Origin of the sequence: Streptomyces sp. NPDC059248, from assembly GCF_042753905.1 — a bacterium.
GTDB lineage: Bacteria > Actinomycetota > Actinomycetes > Streptomycetales > Streptomycetaceae > Streptomyces.
Genome location: NZ_JBHYZV010000002.1, coordinates 59,706 through 75,924 on the forward strand (window position 1 = coordinate 59,706; position 16,219 = coordinate 75,924).

At 72.4% G+C, this 16,219-nt stretch carries 15 protein-coding genes; 8 read left to right on the forward strand and 7 right to left on the reverse strand.

From position 1 onward, the window contains the following. The first annotated feature begins 341 nt into the window (after window positions 1–341). Window positions 342–812 carry a cold-shock protein gene (locus ACFXG1_RS01290; RefSeq protein WP_384740116.1) on the forward strand — a complete coding sequence of 157 codons (471 nt, stop codon included), beginning with the start codon at window positions 342–344 and terminating at the stop codon, window positions 810–812. 156 nt (window positions 813–968) lie between these two features. Here ACFXG1_RS01290 and ACFXG1_RS01295 read toward each other — a convergent pair whose 3' ends face one another. The 4 genes from ACFXG1_RS01295 to ACFXG1_RS01310 all read right to left on the reverse strand — a co-directional run bounded on the left by ACFXG1_RS01295 (window position 969) and on the right by ACFXG1_RS01310 (window position 5,261). Next, entirely contained in the window at window positions 969–1,745 is a 777-nt protein-coding gene (locus tag ACFXG1_RS01295; protein ID WP_384721622.1) for a crotonase/enoyl-CoA hydratase family protein, read from the reverse strand. Then, window positions 1,742–3,295, reverse strand: coding sequence for a class I adenylate-forming enzyme family protein (locus tag ACFXG1_RS01300; protein WP_384740119.1), 1,554 nt, complete (start codon window positions 3,293–3,295; stop codon window positions 1,742–1,744). The genes ACFXG1_RS01295 and ACFXG1_RS01300 overlap by 4 nt, the downstream gene beginning before the upstream one ends. 164 nt (window positions 3,296–3,459) lie before the next feature. Next, window positions 3,460–3,645, reverse strand: coding sequence for a hypothetical protein (locus tag ACFXG1_RS01305; RefSeq protein WP_384721616.1), 186 nt, complete (start codon window positions 3,643–3,645; stop codon window positions 3,460–3,462). A 95-nt stretch (window positions 3,646–3,740) separates the two neighbouring features. Beyond that, window positions 3,741–5,261 carry an AlkA N-terminal domain-containing protein gene (locus tag ACFXG1_RS01310; protein ID WP_384740121.1) on the reverse strand — a complete coding sequence of 507 codons (1,521 nt, stop codon included), beginning with the start codon at window positions 5,259–5,261 and terminating at the stop codon, window positions 3,741–3,743. A 584-nt stretch (window positions 5,262–5,845) separates the two neighbouring features. On the opposite strand from ACFXG1_RS01310, the gene ACFXG1_RS01315 reads away from it, so the two are divergent. The 4 genes from ACFXG1_RS01315 to ACFXG1_RS01330 all read left to right on the forward strand — a co-directional run bounded on the left by ACFXG1_RS01315 (window position 5,846) and on the right by ACFXG1_RS01330 (window position 10,332). Continuing rightward, complete coding sequence (locus ACFXG1_RS01315) at window positions 5,846–6,841, forward strand: hypothetical protein (RefSeq protein WP_384719821.1); 996 nt, start codon at window positions 5,846–5,848, stop codon at window positions 6,839–6,841. Window positions 6,842–6,902: 61 nt separating this feature from the next. After that, window positions 6,903–8,432, forward strand: a complete 1,530-nt coding sequence (locus ACFXG1_RS01320) for an amino acid permease (protein ID WP_384740125.1) — start codon at window positions 6,903–6,905, stop codon at window positions 8,430–8,432. Between the two features lie 218 nt (window positions 8,433–8,650). Then, window positions 8,651–8,887 carry a hypothetical protein gene (locus ACFXG1_RS01325; protein WP_384720093.1) on the forward strand — a complete coding sequence of 79 codons (237 nt, stop codon included), beginning with the start codon at window positions 8,651–8,653 and terminating at the stop codon, window positions 8,885–8,887. 215 nt (window positions 8,888–9,102) lie between these two features. Beyond that, window positions 9,103–10,332: a hypothetical protein gene (locus ACFXG1_RS01330; protein ID WP_384740128.1), complete on the forward strand. Its 1,230-nt coding sequence runs from the start codon at window positions 9,103–9,105 to the stop codon at window positions 10,330–10,332. Between the two features lie 187 nt (window positions 10,333–10,519). Here ACFXG1_RS01330 and ACFXG1_RS01335 read toward each other — a convergent pair whose 3' ends face one another. The 3 genes from ACFXG1_RS01335 to ACFXG1_RS01345 form a co-directional block, all read right to left on the reverse strand. Continuing rightward, window positions 10,520–11,671, reverse strand: coding sequence for an ABC transporter permease (locus ACFXG1_RS01335; RefSeq protein ID WP_384740131.1), 1,152 nt, complete (start codon window positions 11,669–11,671; stop codon window positions 10,520–10,522). Between the two features lie 80 nt (window positions 11,672–11,751). Further along, complete coding sequence (locus ACFXG1_RS01340; RefSeq protein WP_384720099.1) at window positions 11,752–12,507, reverse strand: ABC transporter ATP-binding protein; 756 nt, start codon at window positions 12,505–12,507, stop codon at window positions 11,752–11,754. Continuing rightward, the gene (locus tag ACFXG1_RS01345; RefSeq protein ID WP_384740134.1) at window positions 12,504–14,045 is read right to left on the reverse strand and encodes a peptidoglycan-binding protein; all 1,542 of its coding nucleotides are present in this window, start codon (window positions 14,043–14,045) and stop codon (window positions 12,504–12,506) included. The genes ACFXG1_RS01340 and ACFXG1_RS01345 overlap by 4 nt, the downstream gene beginning before the upstream one ends. A gap of 261 nt (window positions 14,046–14,306) precedes the next feature. Here ACFXG1_RS01345 and ACFXG1_RS01350 point away from each other — a divergent pair, with 261 nt between their 5' ends. The 3 genes from ACFXG1_RS01350 (at window position 14,307) to ACFXG1_RS01360 (ending at window position 16,164) form a co-directional block, all read left to right on the forward strand. Further along, the gene (locus tag ACFXG1_RS01350) at window positions 14,307–14,723 is read left to right on the forward strand and encodes a hypothetical protein (protein ID WP_384716841.1); all 417 of its coding nucleotides are present in this window, start codon (window positions 14,307–14,309) and stop codon (window positions 14,721–14,723) included. 107 nt (window positions 14,724–14,830) lie between these two features. Beyond that, complete coding sequence (locus ACFXG1_RS01355) at window positions 14,831–15,781, forward strand: hypothetical protein (RefSeq protein ID WP_384716843.1); 951 nt, start codon at window positions 14,831–14,833, stop codon at window positions 15,779–15,781. A 161-nt stretch (window positions 15,782–15,942) separates the two neighbouring features. Further along, window positions 15,943–16,164 carry a response regulator transcription factor gene (locus ACFXG1_RS01360; RefSeq protein ID WP_384716845.1) on the forward strand — a complete coding sequence of 74 codons (222 nt, stop codon included), beginning with the start codon at window positions 15,943–15,945 and terminating at the stop codon, window positions 16,162–16,164. Window positions 16,165–16,219: the final 55 nt, after the last annotated feature.

Consider the following 16,219-nt stretch of genomic DNA (forward strand, 5'->3'; position numbering starts at 1 on the left):
CGAGGGCCGTCGCCGCGGGGCCCGTCGGCGGGCCGGGGCGTGGCGGGCGTCCCGTGTCCGTGCCATTCGCCCACCTGCGACCACTCCCCCTGGCTCCGCACGCCGGCCGCCCGTCGGCCGTGCGCCGCCGGGTGCGTCCCGGCTCTCCCCGGCCGCCCTCGACCGGTCCCAACCCCCGTGTTCCGCACAGCTGTTCACATTTGACCACAGCGGGGGCGGTCTGTGTGCAGGAGGCTACCCCCGGTGCACGGCGGGTCCTCCCGTGGCGCGCTCTGCGGGCTTATCGTCTACCCAGGTGGTCATCCGGGCACAGGGCCCGGATGGGTTTGGGGGTTGTTGGCATGGTCGCCGGTCGTGTGGTGCGGTTCGACGGGATGCGGGGTTACGGCTTCATCGCTCCCGATCACGGCGGGGAGGACGTGTTCCTGCATGTGAACGATCTGCTGATCCCCGAGCAGTACGTGCGCTCGGGGCTGGCCGTGGAGTTCGAGGTCGAGGAGGGCGACCGGGGGCTGAAGGCGTCGTCGGTGCGCTTCGCCGACGGCGCGGCGCCGCCCCCGCCGGTGAGCGGGGTCGGCGGGCGGCCCCCGGGTCCCGGGACGGGTGCCGTACCGGCTTCCGTGCCGTCGGTGGCGCGGACGGCCGCGGACGGGGACGACTCGTTGTGCGACGTGTTCACCCCGGAGGAGCTCCGGGGTGAACTGACCGAGGTGCTGCTGGCGGCGGCGCCGTCGCTGACCGGGGAGCAGCTTCTGCAGATCCGTCAGGCGCTGCTCCAGTTCGGCAAGAACCACGGCTGGACCGAGGGCTGATCGAACCGGCCGGGCGCCGTCGTCGCGGATTCCGCGGCGACGGTACGGCGCCGGGGCGGCCGAGTGCTTGGCGCTTGGCGCTTGGCGCTTGGCGCTTGGCGCTTGGCGGCGACGGTACGGTGCCGGGGCGGCCGAGTGCTTCGCGGCGCGTACGGCTCAGCCGGGGCCGGGGGCGCCGTGGCGGCCCGCGCCCCGGGCGAACCGGCCGGCGCCCGCCGCGGCCTCGCCCGTGCCGAGGGTGATCCGGCCGTGCCGGTACTCGGCGGCGAGCGCCTCCGGCTCGGGCAGACCGTGCCCGGCGTGGACCGCCGCCAGGTCGGAGCGCAGACACCGCTGGGGGAACGCGGCGATCTCCCGGGCGAGTTCCTCGGCCGCCGCCCTGGACTCCCCCACCGGGACGAGCCGGTTGACCAGCCCCATCGCGTACGCCTCAGGGGCGGACACCGGACGGCCGGTCAGGATCATGTCCATGGCCCGGCTCTCGCCGACGAGCCGGGGCAGGCGTACCGTACCGCCGTCGATCAGGGGTACGCCCCAGCGGCGGCAGAACACTCCGAAGACGGCGTCCTCCTCGGCCACCCGCAGATCGCACCAGGCGGCGAGTTCGAGTCCGCCCGCGACGGCGTGTCCGGCGACGGCGGCGATCACCGGTTTGGCGAGCCGGGTCCGGGTGGGGCCGAGCGGCCCTTCGCGATCGGCGGCGATCCGGTTCGCGCGCTCCGTGCCGACGGACTTGAGGTCGGCGCCCGAGCAGAACGTCCCGCCCTCGCCCCACAGCACCGCGACCGACGCGTCCGGGTCGGCGTCGAAACGGCGGAAGGCGTCGGCGAGCCGGGCCGCGGTGGGTCCGTCGACGGCGTTGCGGACCTCGGGCCGGGACAGGACGACCGTGGTCACCGGCCCTTCGCGCGCCACCCGGACCGCCGCCGTCATCCGGCGTCCTCCCAGAGGGGGTCGCGCAGCGCCCTGCGCAGCACCTTGCCGACCGGTGACATCGGGATGGAGTCGACGAAGCGGACGGACTTGGGCACCTTGTATCCGGCGAGCCTGGCCCGGACATGGGCGCGCAGCTCGTCGGCCCCGGCCCCGGCCCCGGGACGGAGGGCGACGAAGGCCGTGACGGACTCCACCCAGGTGTCGTCGGGCGCTCCGACGACGGCGCACAGGGCGACGGCCGGGTGGGCGGCGAGCGCGTCCTCGACCTCGCGCGGATAGACGTTGTACCCACCGGTGACGATCATGTCGCCGCTGCGGTCGACGAGATGGAGGTAGCCGCGGTCGTCGAAGCGGCCGAGGTCGCGGGTGCGTATCCAGCCGTCGTGGGTACGGGTCGCCGCGGTCAGCTCGGGTGCCCGGTAGTAGCCGACGGAGGTGAAGGGGCCCCGTACCCGGATCTCGCCGATCTCGCCCGCGGGCAGCGGATTCCCCTCGGCGTCGGTGACGGCGACCTCGGCGTCCGTGGAGGGGTGTCCGGCGGCGCCGAGCAGTTCGCCGCCCTCGGCGTGGTCGTCCTTGTCGAGCAGTGTGATGGCCAGCGGGGCCTCGGTCTGTCCGTAGTACTGCACGAACTTCGGCCCCCAGGCGGCGACGGCACGCTCGATCAGCGGCCGGGGCATCGGGCTCGCGCCGTAGACGACGGTCCGCAGTCTGCCGAGGTCGGTGCCCTCGGCGCGGTCCGTCGCGAAGACCATGCCGAGCATGGTGGGGACGAGATTGACGGCGGTGACGCGGTAGCGGGGAATGGCGTCGAGGAAGGAGTCGGGGGTGAAGCCGGGCAGGACGGCGGAGGCGGCGCCGCTGATCCAGTACGGCAGCACGAAGGCGCCACTGGCGTGGATCAGGGACGCGGAGTGGAGCATCACGTCGTCCCGCCGGGGCCGTCCGAGGTTGGCGAGGATGTTGGCGGTCACGGCGGCGGAGCTCGCCTGGGTGTGCTGGGCGGCCTTGAGGACTCCCGTGGTGCCGGAGGTGTACATGATGATCGTGACATCGTCGGCGGCGGCGGGGACGAGCGGGTCGGACGGGTCGGCGTCCCCCGCCGCGGCGAGGAGGTCGAGGGCGTCGGGTTCGCCGGAGGTGTCGCCGGAGGCGTCGGCGGGGCCGAGCCTGAGGAGGACGAGGCCGGGCAGGGCGTCCTTCAGCTCCCGGGCGCGCGAGGCGAGTTCGGGGCCGTATACGAGGAGGATGACACCGGTCTCCAGGAGCATCCGGGTGTGCTCGGCCGCGGAGAGCCGGCCGTTGAGCGGTACCCGGGCGGAGCCGGTCTTGAGGCAGGCGATGTCGACGGAGAGGGACCACGGGCCGTTGCCGACGAGCAGTCCGATCCGGCCGCCGCGGCGGGCGCCGAGTCCGATCAGGACCCGGGCCATGCGGTTGGCCGCCCCGTCGACCTCGGCGAAGGTCAGGGCACGGTCCCCGTAGTACAGGGCGGTACGTCCGGCGAAGCGTGCTGCGCCCCGGCGGACGAGGTCTACGGCAAGCATGGGGCGGAACGTAGTCGACCCACTACAATCCGTCCAGACGGTATGTGACGGGTGACGTGGCCTTTCGGCTGGATCCGGACGGTCGGGGCGCGCCCGATTCCGCGCACTTCACAAGCCCAGGGGCCCAGGGGCCCAGGGGCCCAGGGGCTCACGGGCTCACGGGCTCACGGGAAGAGGATGATCCCGAAGCAGATCACGACGATGATCGCGAGGACCACGACCACGATCCGCCACAGCGTGCTGTGGGGCAGCTTCGGCCCCGCCGGATCCCTGCCCGTGCCGCGCGGGCGGTCCTCCGGAAGGCTCGCTTCCGGAGGGCGGTCGTGGGTGTAGAAGTCACTGTCCGCCATGACCATCACCTGCCGTGGGCCCTACCAGGAATCTCTCCTCGAATCCTACTCTTCCCGGCTGTTTCCGGGCAGCCGGTCCTTCCGGGGCCCGGGCCTCAGGGGGCCATGAGGTGGTGGACGGCGTACGAACGCCACGGCCGCCACGCCCGCTGTCCCGCGGGCGTCGCCCCCGCGCGCCGCAGGGCCGCCACGAGGGCCGGGTCCCCGGAGGGCCAGACATCGGGATCGCCGAGGGCGCGCATCCGGATGAGGGCCGCGGTCCTGGGCCCGATCCCGGGCAGGGCGATCAGCAGCCGTTCGGTCTCGGCCCGGTCGGTGCCGGGGTCGAGCGGGACCGTACCGTCGGCGAGGGCGGTGACGAGGGCGCGCAGGGGCGCGCGGCGGGGCGCCGGAAATTCGTCCAGCGCAGCCGCGGCGATGGCGCCCGGCTCCGGAAAGAGATGGGTGAGTCCGCCACTGGGCTCGGAAAGCGCTTCCCCGTACGCCGTGACGAGCGCGGCGGCCGGGCCCTTCCCGGACCGTCCTGGGCCGTCCGCGCCGGCCGCGATCCGGATCGCGGTCTCCTGGGGGTCGGCGGCGCCGGGCGCGCGCAGCCCGGGGCGGGCGGCGACCAGCGGGGCGAGCGCCGGGTCGGCGCCCAGGTGCTCCGCGACGGCGAGCGGATCGGCGTCGAGGTCGAGAAGGCGGCGCATCCGGTGGGTCGCGGTGGTCAGATCGCGCAGACAGCTCAGTCGCAGCCGGCACTCCAGCCAGCCCGTTCCGCCGCCCCGGCCCCCGACGGCCTCGGCGACCTCGGCGATCCCGGGACCGCCCGGCAGCCGCAGGGTCCTTCGGTAGACCCGTCGCCCGGGGGCGCCGGTGATCTCCTCGACGCCGGGGAGCGCGCGGGCGGCCAGGAAGTCGAAGACCTGGGCCGCGGCGTAGGGGCCGCGATGGGCCAGCCGCAGCGGGACGCCCGCGGTCCCGTCGGCGGCGGGCGCGAGCCGTACGGTGTGCGCGGCCCGGCCCGGACGGGCGGCCCGCAGTTCGGTGGGGGTCGCGGCGTAGATCGCCCGGATGGTGTCGTTGAACTGCCGGACGCTGGCGAATCCGGCGGCGAAGGCGATCTCCGCGGCCTGCAGCGTCGTGGTCTGGAGCAGGACGCGGGCGGCGTGGCCGCGCTGCGCCCGGGCGAGGGCGAGGGGGCCCGCGCCGACTTCGGCGTTGAGCTGGCGCTGCACCTGGCGGGCGCTGTAGCCGAGCCGGTCGGCGAGACCGGTGACGCCCTCCCGGTCGACGATCCCGTCCCCGATGAGGCGCATGGCGCGGCCGACGACATCTGCCCGGGCGTTCCACTCGGCGGATCCGGGGACGGTGTCGGGGCGGCAGCGGCGACAGGCCCGGTATCCGGCGCCCTGGGCGGCGGCGGACGTGCGGTAGAAGGTCACGTTCTCCCGCTTGGGCGTGGTCGCGGGGCAGCTGGGGCGGCAGTAGATGCCGGTGGTGGCGACGGCGAAGAAGAACATGCCGTCGAAGCGGGCGTCTCGGCTGGCCACGGCCTCGTAGCGGCTGTCGGCGTACGGTGTGCCCGCCGTACGGTCCCTCTGCCGGTCCGTCCTGGTGTCCTGGCTGCTCATGGGCCCAGTATGGGGAAGGAACCGGTCTGGTTCCGGCGGATTTCGGACAGGACGTTTCAGGGGCGGACAACAGCGGGCGATCCTTGGCGCTTGGCTTTTCGTTGATTCTCGTTGATTCTCGTTGTTACTCGTTGGTTCGGGTTGTTACCCGTTCGTTCGCGGCGGCGCTCGCCGGTTAACCGGTGCGCCGGTTCCCGTCGGATCGCCTCGCCCGCCGAAGCCCGTCTCCGATACGCGGAGGGCGGCATTCCCCGGCGACCAGGACACCTTCCGAAACTTCTTGATCATTACCGTCGGCTCCATCACGGTCTTCACCGTTCACGACCGTGCGAAAACCGCTGGAATGTATTCAACTCATCGTGTGTACAACCCAGTTGTCTCGCCAGGTGATCGATCCTCGTCATCTTCTTGTCGGAATCGACGGGATGAGTAAGATCGGCGCGCAACAGAGGGTGGAGTGGACTCTCCACCCGCCGAAGCCACCCCCCACCGTTCTCAAGAGGGCTCATGTCGATGACGTCGAGACAGTCCTGCCCGGATGTCCCCACCCGCCTCGGTCCGGCGGCGGGATCGGCGACGGGCTGATGGCCCAGGACCAGTTCCGTCCCGTCTACCATCCGGCGGGCCACGACGAAGAACTGCGCACCGCCGTACAGGACTTACGTACGGGCCGCTGGCTCTCGACGCGGAATCTGCTGGACGGCACCCGCGGCTGGGGCCTGTGGACGCAGCGCACCCAGGTGCTCGGGGCTGTCGCCGCCGGTTCGGACGCGGTACGGGCCTGGCTCACGGAGGAACCGGAATCGGTCGCCGGGCATGTCATGCAGTGCCGGGTCGCGGTCGAGCGGGCGCTGCGGGCGCACCGGGAGAACCACGCGCGTACCCCCGAGTGGTGGCACGAGGCGTGGGAGGCGTGCCGGATAGCCGCACAGCACGGCCCCGACGACCCGGTGCCGTGGGTCTGTCTGCTCGCCCTCGCCCAACTCGACGAGAAGCAGCGTCTGGAGGAGCACCGCCAGCCACCGCCGGGACCGATGCTCTTCCCGGGCCCGTGGGGACTGCTGTCGGAGGCGCACCGGCGCGATCCGTACAACCGCGAGGCGTACCACCGGATGCTCCAGTTCGTGTACGCGCGCAAGTCCGGCGGTCATCTGTCGGAAGCGGTCAACTTCGTCCAGTGGGCGGCTTCGACGGCTCCCGCGGGTTCGGCGCTGCTGGTGCTGCCGCTCTTCGTCCGGGTCGAGCGCTACCGCCGCGACCGAGGCCATGAGCGCGCCCTGGATCTGCACTGGGTGACGGAGGACGCCCTGCGGGAGGCGGTCCTGGCGCTGGACGGCTGGTTCGACCGCGCCGATCCGTACGCGACGTCCCTGCTCGATCTGAACCACCTGGCCCACGCGCTGTGGGGCGCGGGCCGTTTCGTCGAGGCCTCCCGGGTCTTCGACGCGCTGGGGCCGTTCTACACCCCGCCGCCCTGGCAGTACCGCTCCCAGAACCCCGGCGATCCGGGCCTGGCCGAGGAGATCTTCCTCCGGGCCCGCAGCCGGTGCTTCACCGCCGCGCGCGACGCGGGCTACTGAGCACACCACCCCGGCACGCGCCCGGCGACAGTCCGCAGATCCGTCCTCACGGAGGTCTCTCATGTCACTCGCGCCACCCCGACGTGCCCGGAAGGGCGCCGCCAAACCCGTCGACGAGGAACAACGGCTACGGGAGCTCGGCTATCAGCCGGTCCTCGCCCGCCGGATGGGGAGCTTCGGCAACTTCGCCATCAGCTTCTCCGTGATCTCCATCCTCTCCGGCGGGATGACCCTGTACGGCTTCGGCATGAACACCGGCGGCCCGGCGGTGATGCTGTGGGGCTGGCTGGGCGTCGGGCTGCTCGTGCTCTGCGTCGGCATGGCCCTGGCCGAGGTCACCAGCGCGTACCCCACCTCCGGCGCGCTGTACTACATGGCGGACCGACTCGGCGGCCGTAAATGGGGCTGGTACACCGGCTGGCTGAATCTGCTGGGTCTGCTGGGCGCGATCGCGGGTATCGACTACGGCGCGGCCCTGTTCATCGGGGCGTTCCTCAATCTCCAGTGGGGGTTCGATCCGACGCCCGGCTCGACCTTTCTGATCTTCCTCGCCATTCTGCTGCTGCACGCCACCCTCAATCTCTTCGGGGTGAAGCTGGTCAGCCTGCTCAATTCGGTCAGCGTGTGGTGGCATCTGGGCGGAGTGGGTCTCATCGTCGGCGCGATCGCGATCGTGCCGGACAACCACCAGTCGCCGCAGTTCGTGTTCACCGAATTCGTGAACAACACGGGCTGGGAGAATCCGCTCTACGTGGCGGCGATCGGCCTGTTGCTGGCCCAGTACACGTTTTCCGGGTACGACGCGTCGGCGCATCTGTCGGAGGAGACGTCGAACGCCTCCGTGTCGGCGGCCAAGGGCATCGTCCGGGCCATCTGGGTGTCGTGGATCGCCGGTTTCGTCCTGCTGACGGCGCTGACCTTCGCCATCCAGGACTACAACGGGGCGTTGGACAGCGAGACCGGGGTGCCACCGGCGCAGATCCTGCTGGACGCCCTGGGTTCGGGGGGCGCGGCCGCGCTGCTCCTGGTGGTGATCGTGGCCCAGCTGTTCTGCGGCAACGCGGAGGTGGCGGCGGCCAGCCGGATGGTGTTCGCGTTCAGCCGGGACAACGCGCTGCCGGGGTCGAAGCTGTGGCGCCGGGTCAGCCGCCGGACCCTCACGCCGGTACCGGCGGTCTGGCTCTCGGTGTGCTTCGCCGGGGTGCTGGCGCTGCCGTCGCTCTGGTCGAGTACGGCGTACGGCGCGGTGACCGCGATCAATGTCATCGGGATCACCCCGGCCTACATCATCCCGGTCTATCTGAAGCTGCGGGCCGGTGACCGGTTCGAGCCGGGTCCGTGGACCCTGGGCCGGTGGAGCAAGCCCATCGGCTGGATCGCGGTGGTGTGGGTGGTCTGTGTGACGGTCCTCTTCCTGTTGCCGCAGTCCAGTCCGGTGACCGTGGACACCATGAACTACGCCTCGGTGGCGCTGGTGTCGGTCCTGGGCCTGGCCACGGTCTGGTGGTTCGTGGCCAGGCGTTCGTACAGCACCCCGCCGTCGTACGGCTCGGCGCGGGAGCAGGCGGAGATCGCGGAGCACATCGTCTGACGCTCCGTACGGTGGCATCGTCACCTGGACGGGGCCGGCCCCGCCGACCGGGCCGGCCCCGTCCCTGTGCCCGGCCGCTCCGTGTGCCCGGCCGCTCCGTGTGCCCGGCCGCCCGCGGCACGCCGTCCGGCGAGCGGTTCCCCGGGGAATGTCAGTGGTCCGCGAGATGCTGGACGAACGCGAACCGCGAACCGCGACTGCTCTGTGGGGGAAGCGATATGACCGATCCGGAAACGACCGCGGCCCAGGCGTATGTACGGCTGCTCAGCGCCACCCGGGCCGTACTCGACGACTCCGGGCGTCCCGTTCCGGCCCTGCCCCTGCTCACCGCGCCGATGGCGGAGGCCGACCGGGCCCTGGACGCGCTCGGCATGGCGGGCAACGAGGCCGCGTTCTTCCGGCTGGTGGGCCGCAGGCTGCGACCGGTGCCGTCCGAGGAGGGCCGGGCCGACTGACGGACCGTCGGCACCGGCACCGACGGGAGCGGCAACGGTCGTCCCCCGGGTTCCCGACGCGCTCACGCGCCTCGTACGCCGTCGCCGCCTCCGCACGCCTCCGCGTCTCCCGACGCACCCTCGCACACTCCCTTGTCGACATCTCTCTCTGTTCCTACCGTCCCGGGTGACCACAGAAGGACCCCGCGTCGCGGGGCCGTTCGAAGGGGGAACGGATGAGAATCACCGTGCGGCGTACCTGGGCGGTCGTGGGAGCACTGCTCCTGCTGCCGCTGAGCACCGTCGCGGCCCAGGCCGGGAGCGCCGATCCGCTCTCGGCCGACCAGGTGGCGAAGATGAGTCCCGAGCGGCAGGCCGAGGTGCTGGCCCCGCTGCGCGCCGCGGCGGAGGCCGTGGCGAAGGTGGGCGGGAGCACCAGGTCCGATGTGTACACCCAGGTCGCCCTGGGCACCGACTACCGTTCGGTCAAGGTCTATCTGACCGATGTCTCCGCGGGCGCCGACTTCCTGGCGGACGTCCGCCGTACCGCGCCGAGGGTCGATACCGGACTCATCGACGTCGTCGCGGGCAAGAAGACCCGCAAGCAGCTCGACGCCGAGATCACCGCACTGACCTCGCGGCGCGATCTCCCGTTCGACATCGCCCTGGCCGGTCCCTCCGTCGACGGCGGGACGATCGATCTGATGGTGGACGACCCGGCCGCCGCCCGCGCCTACTTCGCCACGCCGTCCGTGGCGAAGGACCGCGAGGAGGCGTCCGCGACTCCGCTCCGGATCACCGAGTCGACCGGGGCCGCGCCACTGAGCCGGGAGAACGACAGCGCCCCGTTCTACGCGGCGGCGGCGCTCGGCCCGAGCTACGGCGGCCGTTCGCAGTGCACCAGCGGTATCCCCGCGATCAGTACCTGGGACGGCCGTCAGTGGCTGGTCACCGCCGGGCACTGCTACAACGTGGGCGACCACGTCTACGCCGTGGGCGGCAACTACGTCGGCCAGGTGAAGTTCAAGCGTCCCGAGATCGACTCCCTGTTCATCGAGACCCCGACCTACCGCTACACCTGGGACGGTGTGGACGCGGCGGGATACGTCCGCTATCTCAACGGCGTCCGCAACGTCGCCGTCAACGACTTCACCTGTCAGCTCGGCTACAACTCGAAGGTCGTCTGCAACATCCGGACGGTGTACGCGGGCAACGCGACCTGGCCCATCGACGGCTACACCATCCGCGGCAGCTACGGCGTCCCCCACTACGGCGGAATCGTCGGCCGCGGCGGTGACAGCGGCGGCCCGGTGATCACGATCAACGACCCCGACTCGCGCCAGCTCAACGGCATCATCAGTTACGGCACCGGCTGCAACGCCGCCAAGGAATGCAGCGGCGGGGTGGCCTGGGTCGATGTGTGGTCCATCTTCAACAACTTCGCGATCAAGCTGAACCCCAGCTGAGCCCGTTCCCGGGCGCCCACGACGGGCGCCCGGGGCGGTTCGTGGAACCCGGCCCCGGAGCATGTCCGTGCCCCGGGGCCGGACGCGTACCCGCCCGGGTCCGTACGCGCGTACACGATCGGGACAGGACGGGTACCCCTCCGGGTCCGCACTCCTCCGGGTCCGGAGGCGGGCGGTGCCGTCGGGGTCAGCGCCGCAGGGAGTCGGCCGGGGAGATGCCCGAGGCCCGCCAGGCCGGATACAGCCCGGCCACCACACCGGTGACGAGACCGGTCACCGGGGCCGCGGCCACCGTCACGGGGTCGACGACCGGCGTCCAGTCCCGTACCACCGCCACGACGACCACCGTCGCCGTCCCCACCGCGGTCCCGACCAGGCCGCCCAGGACACCCAGCGCCCCGGACTCCGCGAGGAACTGCGCCGAGATATGCCGCCGGCGGGCGCCGAGCGCCCGGCGCAGCCCGATCTCGCCGGTCCGCTCCAGCACCGCCACAAGCGTCGTATTGGCGATCCCGACCGCTCCGATGACCAGGCAGACCCCGGCGAGCAGCAGGAACAGCCGCTCCAGCTCGCCCGTCACATCGCCGCGCAGGGTCCGCGGGTCGGGGGGCGGCACGGCCTTCAGATACTCCGGGTGGTCGGGCCGCAGGGCCGTCGGCGCGAGCCGGGCGATCTGCCGCGCCGCGCCCAGTTCGGTGGTGATCAGCATCCGGGCGCCGTCGGCCGGTGGTCCCCAGAGGCGCTGGGCGGTGGTCGTGGGCACCACGACGGACAGCAGCAGATCGGCCTTCCGTTCGGTGTCGTCGATGATCCCGGTCACGGTGAACGGCTGGTCCCCGATGAAGACGGCCGGGGCGCCGTCGAGGCCGGTGATGCCGAGCCGGGCGGCGACTCCGGCGCCGACCACGGCGACGGGCTGGGCGGTGTCCGCGTGATAGGCGTCGTACAGCCTCCCCCGGGAGACGACGGGTTCGGCCGCCGCGAGTACGCCGGGGGACGCCGCCACCACTTCCGCCGGCTCCCCGCGGGCCTCCTCGAGCGGGGACGACCGTACGGTGGTGCCGTCGCCGAGCCTGACGGGCCAGTAGACCCCCGCGTGCCGGACCCCGTTCAGCCGCCGGACCAGCCGGTCGGCGTCCTCGGGGAAGCCGGGCCCGGCGAACTCGTCCTGCTGCCGGGCGACGTCCTCGACGGTCACCTCGGTCGCGGTGAACCGGTCGAAGCGGGAGTCGATCCGGGACGAGGTGGTCGCGGTCAGCCCCAGTACGGTGACGAAGGTCCCCACACCGAGGACGGTGCCCAGCGCCGTGAGGGCGGACCGCGCGGGGCGCTGGAGCATGCCGGCGACGGCCTCCGTGACGAGGTCCCGGGGACGGAACCGGGACGGGGGGACGTCGCGGGCCCGCCGGCCGGGCCGCTTCACCGCGCCACCCGGGCGCCGGCGGCGACATCGGCTGTGACATCCGCTGCGGCACCGGCTGCGACACCGGGGGCGGCGGCCGGTGGTTCGGTGAGCCGCCCGTCCCGGATGGTGACCGTGCGTCCCGCCTGGGCGGCGACCTCCGGGTCGTGGGTGATGACCACGATCGTCATACCGTCGGCGTTGAGTCCGGCGAGGAGGTCCATCACGGCCGTCGCGTTCCCGGTGTCGAGGTTGCCCGTGGGCTCGTCGCAGAGCAGCAGCGCGGGCCGGGCGACGATCGCCCGGGCCAGGGCGACCCGCTGGCGCTCGCCACCGGACAGCCGGGTGGGCGGGGATTCGGTACGCCGCCCGAGGCCGACCCGGTCGAGCGCCTCACGGGCCCGCCGGTCCCGCTCCGCCCGAGGCGTGCCGGTGTAGACGAGGGCGAGTCCGACGTTCTCCGCGGCCGAGCGGTGCGGCAGCAGATGGAAGGACTGGAAGACGAAGCCGATCCGGCGGCCGCGCAGGGCGGTCCGCTCGCCCTCGGTGAGGGTACGGGAGTCGACGCCGTCGACGAGGTACGTCCCCGAGGTGGGGACGTCCAGCAGACCGGCGATATTGAGGAAGGTCGACTTGCCGGAGCCGGAGGGGCCGACGACGGCGACGAACTCGCCCCGTCCGACCACCAGCCGGCACTCCGCCAGCGCCGTCACCGGCGGCGGACCGGGATAGACGAGGCCCACCTCGCGGAACTCCATCACCGGCGCGGTCATCCGCCGTCCCCCTCGGCGCGCTCGCGGACCCCCGTCACGACCTGGTCGCCCGGCCGTAGCCGGGCGGCGCCGACGGGGGTGACGGCCACGAAGCCGTCGCCCGTCCCGCCGGGACGCACCTCGACCCGGCGCGGGGCGCCCGTCCCGGCCACCACGGCGACCGCGGTACGGCCGTCGGCGCCGGCGGTGATCGCGGTCACCGGGACCACCAGGGCGGGACCTCCGGTGGCCGCGGCCTCGACGGTGACCCGGACGTCCTGGCCGATGAGCCGCGGGTCCGGCGCCCGGTCGGGGGCGATCTCGACGGTGTACCCGGGGGCACGGGCGGCGGCCCCGTCCTCCCCGCCGCCGTCTGCGCCACCGTCGCCGTCGCCGGAGTCGTCCTGACCGCCGTGCTCGCCGGACGGCGGGACGGCCGCCGTCCCGGCGCCCACCGACACCACCTCGCCGCCGAAGGAGATCCCCGTCAGCTCGGACAGGACCCGGACCCGCTGTCCGGCGCGTACCAGGTCCTTCTGATGCTCCGCCACCTCCGCGGTGACCATCGGCGCTCCGGCGGAGAGCGTCATCGCGCCGCCGTCCGTCCCGGTCCCGACGCGGGCCGTCACCGCGCCGACCCGGGCCGGGAAGCCGGTCAGGAAGACGACCTCGGCCGCGGGGAGGGTGGGGCCGGTGGCCGCGACGACCTCGGCGAGCCGCTGCCGGGCGGCGGCCAGGTCCTCCCGGGCGCGTTCGACGCCCCGGTTCCCCCCGGCCACGCGTTCCGTACCGGCCACCCCGGGCCCCGGAGTCGTACCGCCGGCCGCCGGATCCGGTCCCGTGCTCCGGGATTCCCGCTCGTCGAGCGCGTCCTCCAGGGCCCGTTCGGCGGCGGCGACCGTCGCACGCGCCTCCCGCAGTGCCGACCCGTCGTCGGAGGTGGCGGGGACGGGGTCGTAGCCGAGTGCCGCGTAGAAGGCGCCGAGCGCGGCCTTCGTACCGGATCCGAAGACTCCGCTCCGGTCGTTCCCGGTGCCGTGTCCGAGGCCGCGGAGGGCGCGCTGGAGCTGGGCCACGTCCCGGCCCTCGGCGCCCGGCCGCAGGTCCCGGTAGACGGGGAGCGCTCCCGGCAGGACGAAGACGGGCCGCCCCGATACCTCCATCAGCAGCGTTCCCGGCTTCAGGGTCTGCCCGGAACGTACCGCCAGCTGTGTCACCACCGTGCGGCCCCCGCCGTCGCCGTCGCCGCCGGACGAGCGGGGCGCGACCTCCACGGTCTGCGCGGCGGTGACCTTGCCGCGGGTGATCACCGACGAGGTCAGGACGCGCCGTTCCACCGGCGCCGTCAGCGGGCCCTGCCGGGGCGGTTCGGCCTCGGCGGCCAACTGCGCCGGCGATTTCACCACCCGGGACGCGGCGACCCCGGCCCCGGCGAGCAGGACGGATCCCGCGATGGTGAAGACGACCAGCCGGCGGCGCCGCGCGAGGCCGTCCGGCGCCCGCCGGGTGCGGCGGCGGGCCGGATCGGCCGTACGGTCGTCGTCGTCCTGTTCCGGCATGTCGTGCGCCCTTCCCGCCGATCCGCTGCTGCCACGCGCCGCGGTCCGGACGTCCCCGCCGCCCCCGTTCGGCCATGAGGGACCGGGGGGTGACGTCGGGGCGGGCGGGGCGATGGCCCCCGAACATACGGTCGACAGGGGGTGCCGTCCACTGTCCCCGAGGACAGTAGACGCGCTGTGAGCGGGTCTGTTGCAGTGGTCGCCGATCAGGGCACGCCTCGCCCCGGTCGTCCCCACCGACTCCCCTGAAGGAGTGGATCCATGATCGGTTCACGTACCGGGCTGCGGTTCGCCGCCCTCGCATTCGCCGCGACCGCCGTCGTCGGTCTCGGCGGTGTTGCCGTCGCCTCGCCGACCCCGCAGAACGGCGTTCTGGAGGACGCCGAGATGGGCCTGTACTACAACTCCAACCAGGGCGGCTGCGTCCACGACTACACCGCGGACGACAAGACGTTCAGCAACAACCGCTTCAAGGGCTCTCCGTCCTGCAGCGGTTACGACAACGTCGTGAACGACGACACCGCCTCGTACCGCAACCGGAGCCTGCTCCAGTGGTGTGTGTTCACCGACGCCGACTGGCAGGGCGCCGCCGGCCAGATCCCGTCCGGCCACATCGGGAACGCATCGGTCAACTTCAAGAACAAGATCTCCTCGTCGAGCTGGGGCGCCTGCTGGTAATCGTCCCGCCCCATCACGCCTCTGGTCCGCCCGGAATCAGCGGGCGGACCAGAGGCGTCCATCGTACGACGGGCGGTGCGCCCGCCCCCGCCCTCCCGAGGATCGCCATGAGCCAGAAACCCGCCGCCGTCCGCCGCGCCGCCGTGCCCCTGCTCGCCGCCCTCGCCCTGTCCGGCTGCGGCGGCTCGCCGGATCACCCGTCATCGAAGGAGCCGAAGGAGCCGCCCGTCGAGGAGGTCCGTACCCTCGTCGGCTCCGCCGGACTCGCCTACCCTCTGGACGCCTACGAACACCGTTCCGCCGACCGCGAGGTGGTGAACCGTAGTCAGTCGGTGCTGGTCAGCCGATGTATGAGCCGGTACGGATTCACCTTCACCGGCCTCGCCCAGCCACCCCGGGCCGGCGCCGAGGGGGCAGCACGCTACGGCGTCTCCGACCCGGCGCGGGCGGCCCGCCACGGCTACGCCAGGCCGGGCGGTTCCCGGGGCGCACCGCCGACGCCCGTCGTGAGCGGTGCGGAGAGGCTCGCCCTCTACGGCCGGGAGAAAGAGGATCCGGGCACCTGGCCGACATCCCAGCAACAGGCCGAACGCCGCGCCGAAGGGCCGCGGGTCAATGGGGCTGTGATACCCGCAGGCGGCTGTGTCAGGGAGTCGTATCTCAAACTCTGGGCACCCACTCCCGACAGCGTCGACGCTCTCTTCGTCTTCCATCTGCGCGCCGAGGCCGAAGCGCGCGCATTCAAGGACTCCCGGATACGCGAGGTGCTCGCCCGCTGGTCGTCGTGCATGAAGGAAAGCGGTTACTCGACAACTTCACCGCTGCGGGCCGCCAAGGAACTCGGCTTCGAGGGGCCCGAGGCGAGTTCCGCCGCAGCCGTGACCGCCGCCAAAGCCGATGTGAACTGCAAGAAGAAGGTCAATCTGGTCGGCATTGCCCATGCCGTGGACTCCGCCTACCAGCAACAACTGGTCGAACAGCACACCGAGAAGCTCCAACTCGCCAAGGCGCAGGCGGATCAGCGCTTTCTGCTCGCCTCGTCGCTCATCAAGAACTGATTACTCCGTGATAACCGACCGGTCGAGCAGCGCTTGCTAGAGTCCACCGATCAAATCTGGAGGACCCGGACCCGTGGAGGCCAGTTATGACGGAAGCCCGGCATGTGATTCTCTTCCTGACCCGGCAGTTCGGCTTCGGTGATCTGCGCCAACGGTTCTCAATGATCCAATCATTTACCGATCAGGAACTAACCGTCTTCGAACTGCTGGCCCATGCGCCGTCCAACGATGAAATAGCCGAACGGCTCTACATATCGGAACGCACGGTCAAGTTCCATATCGCCAACCTGCGAAGAAAGCTGGGCGGGGTGTCCCGGCACCAGATCTGTCTGATCGCGGCGCTCCATCTGCTGCTGGACCGGCCGCACCGCGACGCCGCCTGACCCGAACCGCCCTCCGATAACGGCCCGGCCGGCTCCCGGGACCCCGGAACGGGTC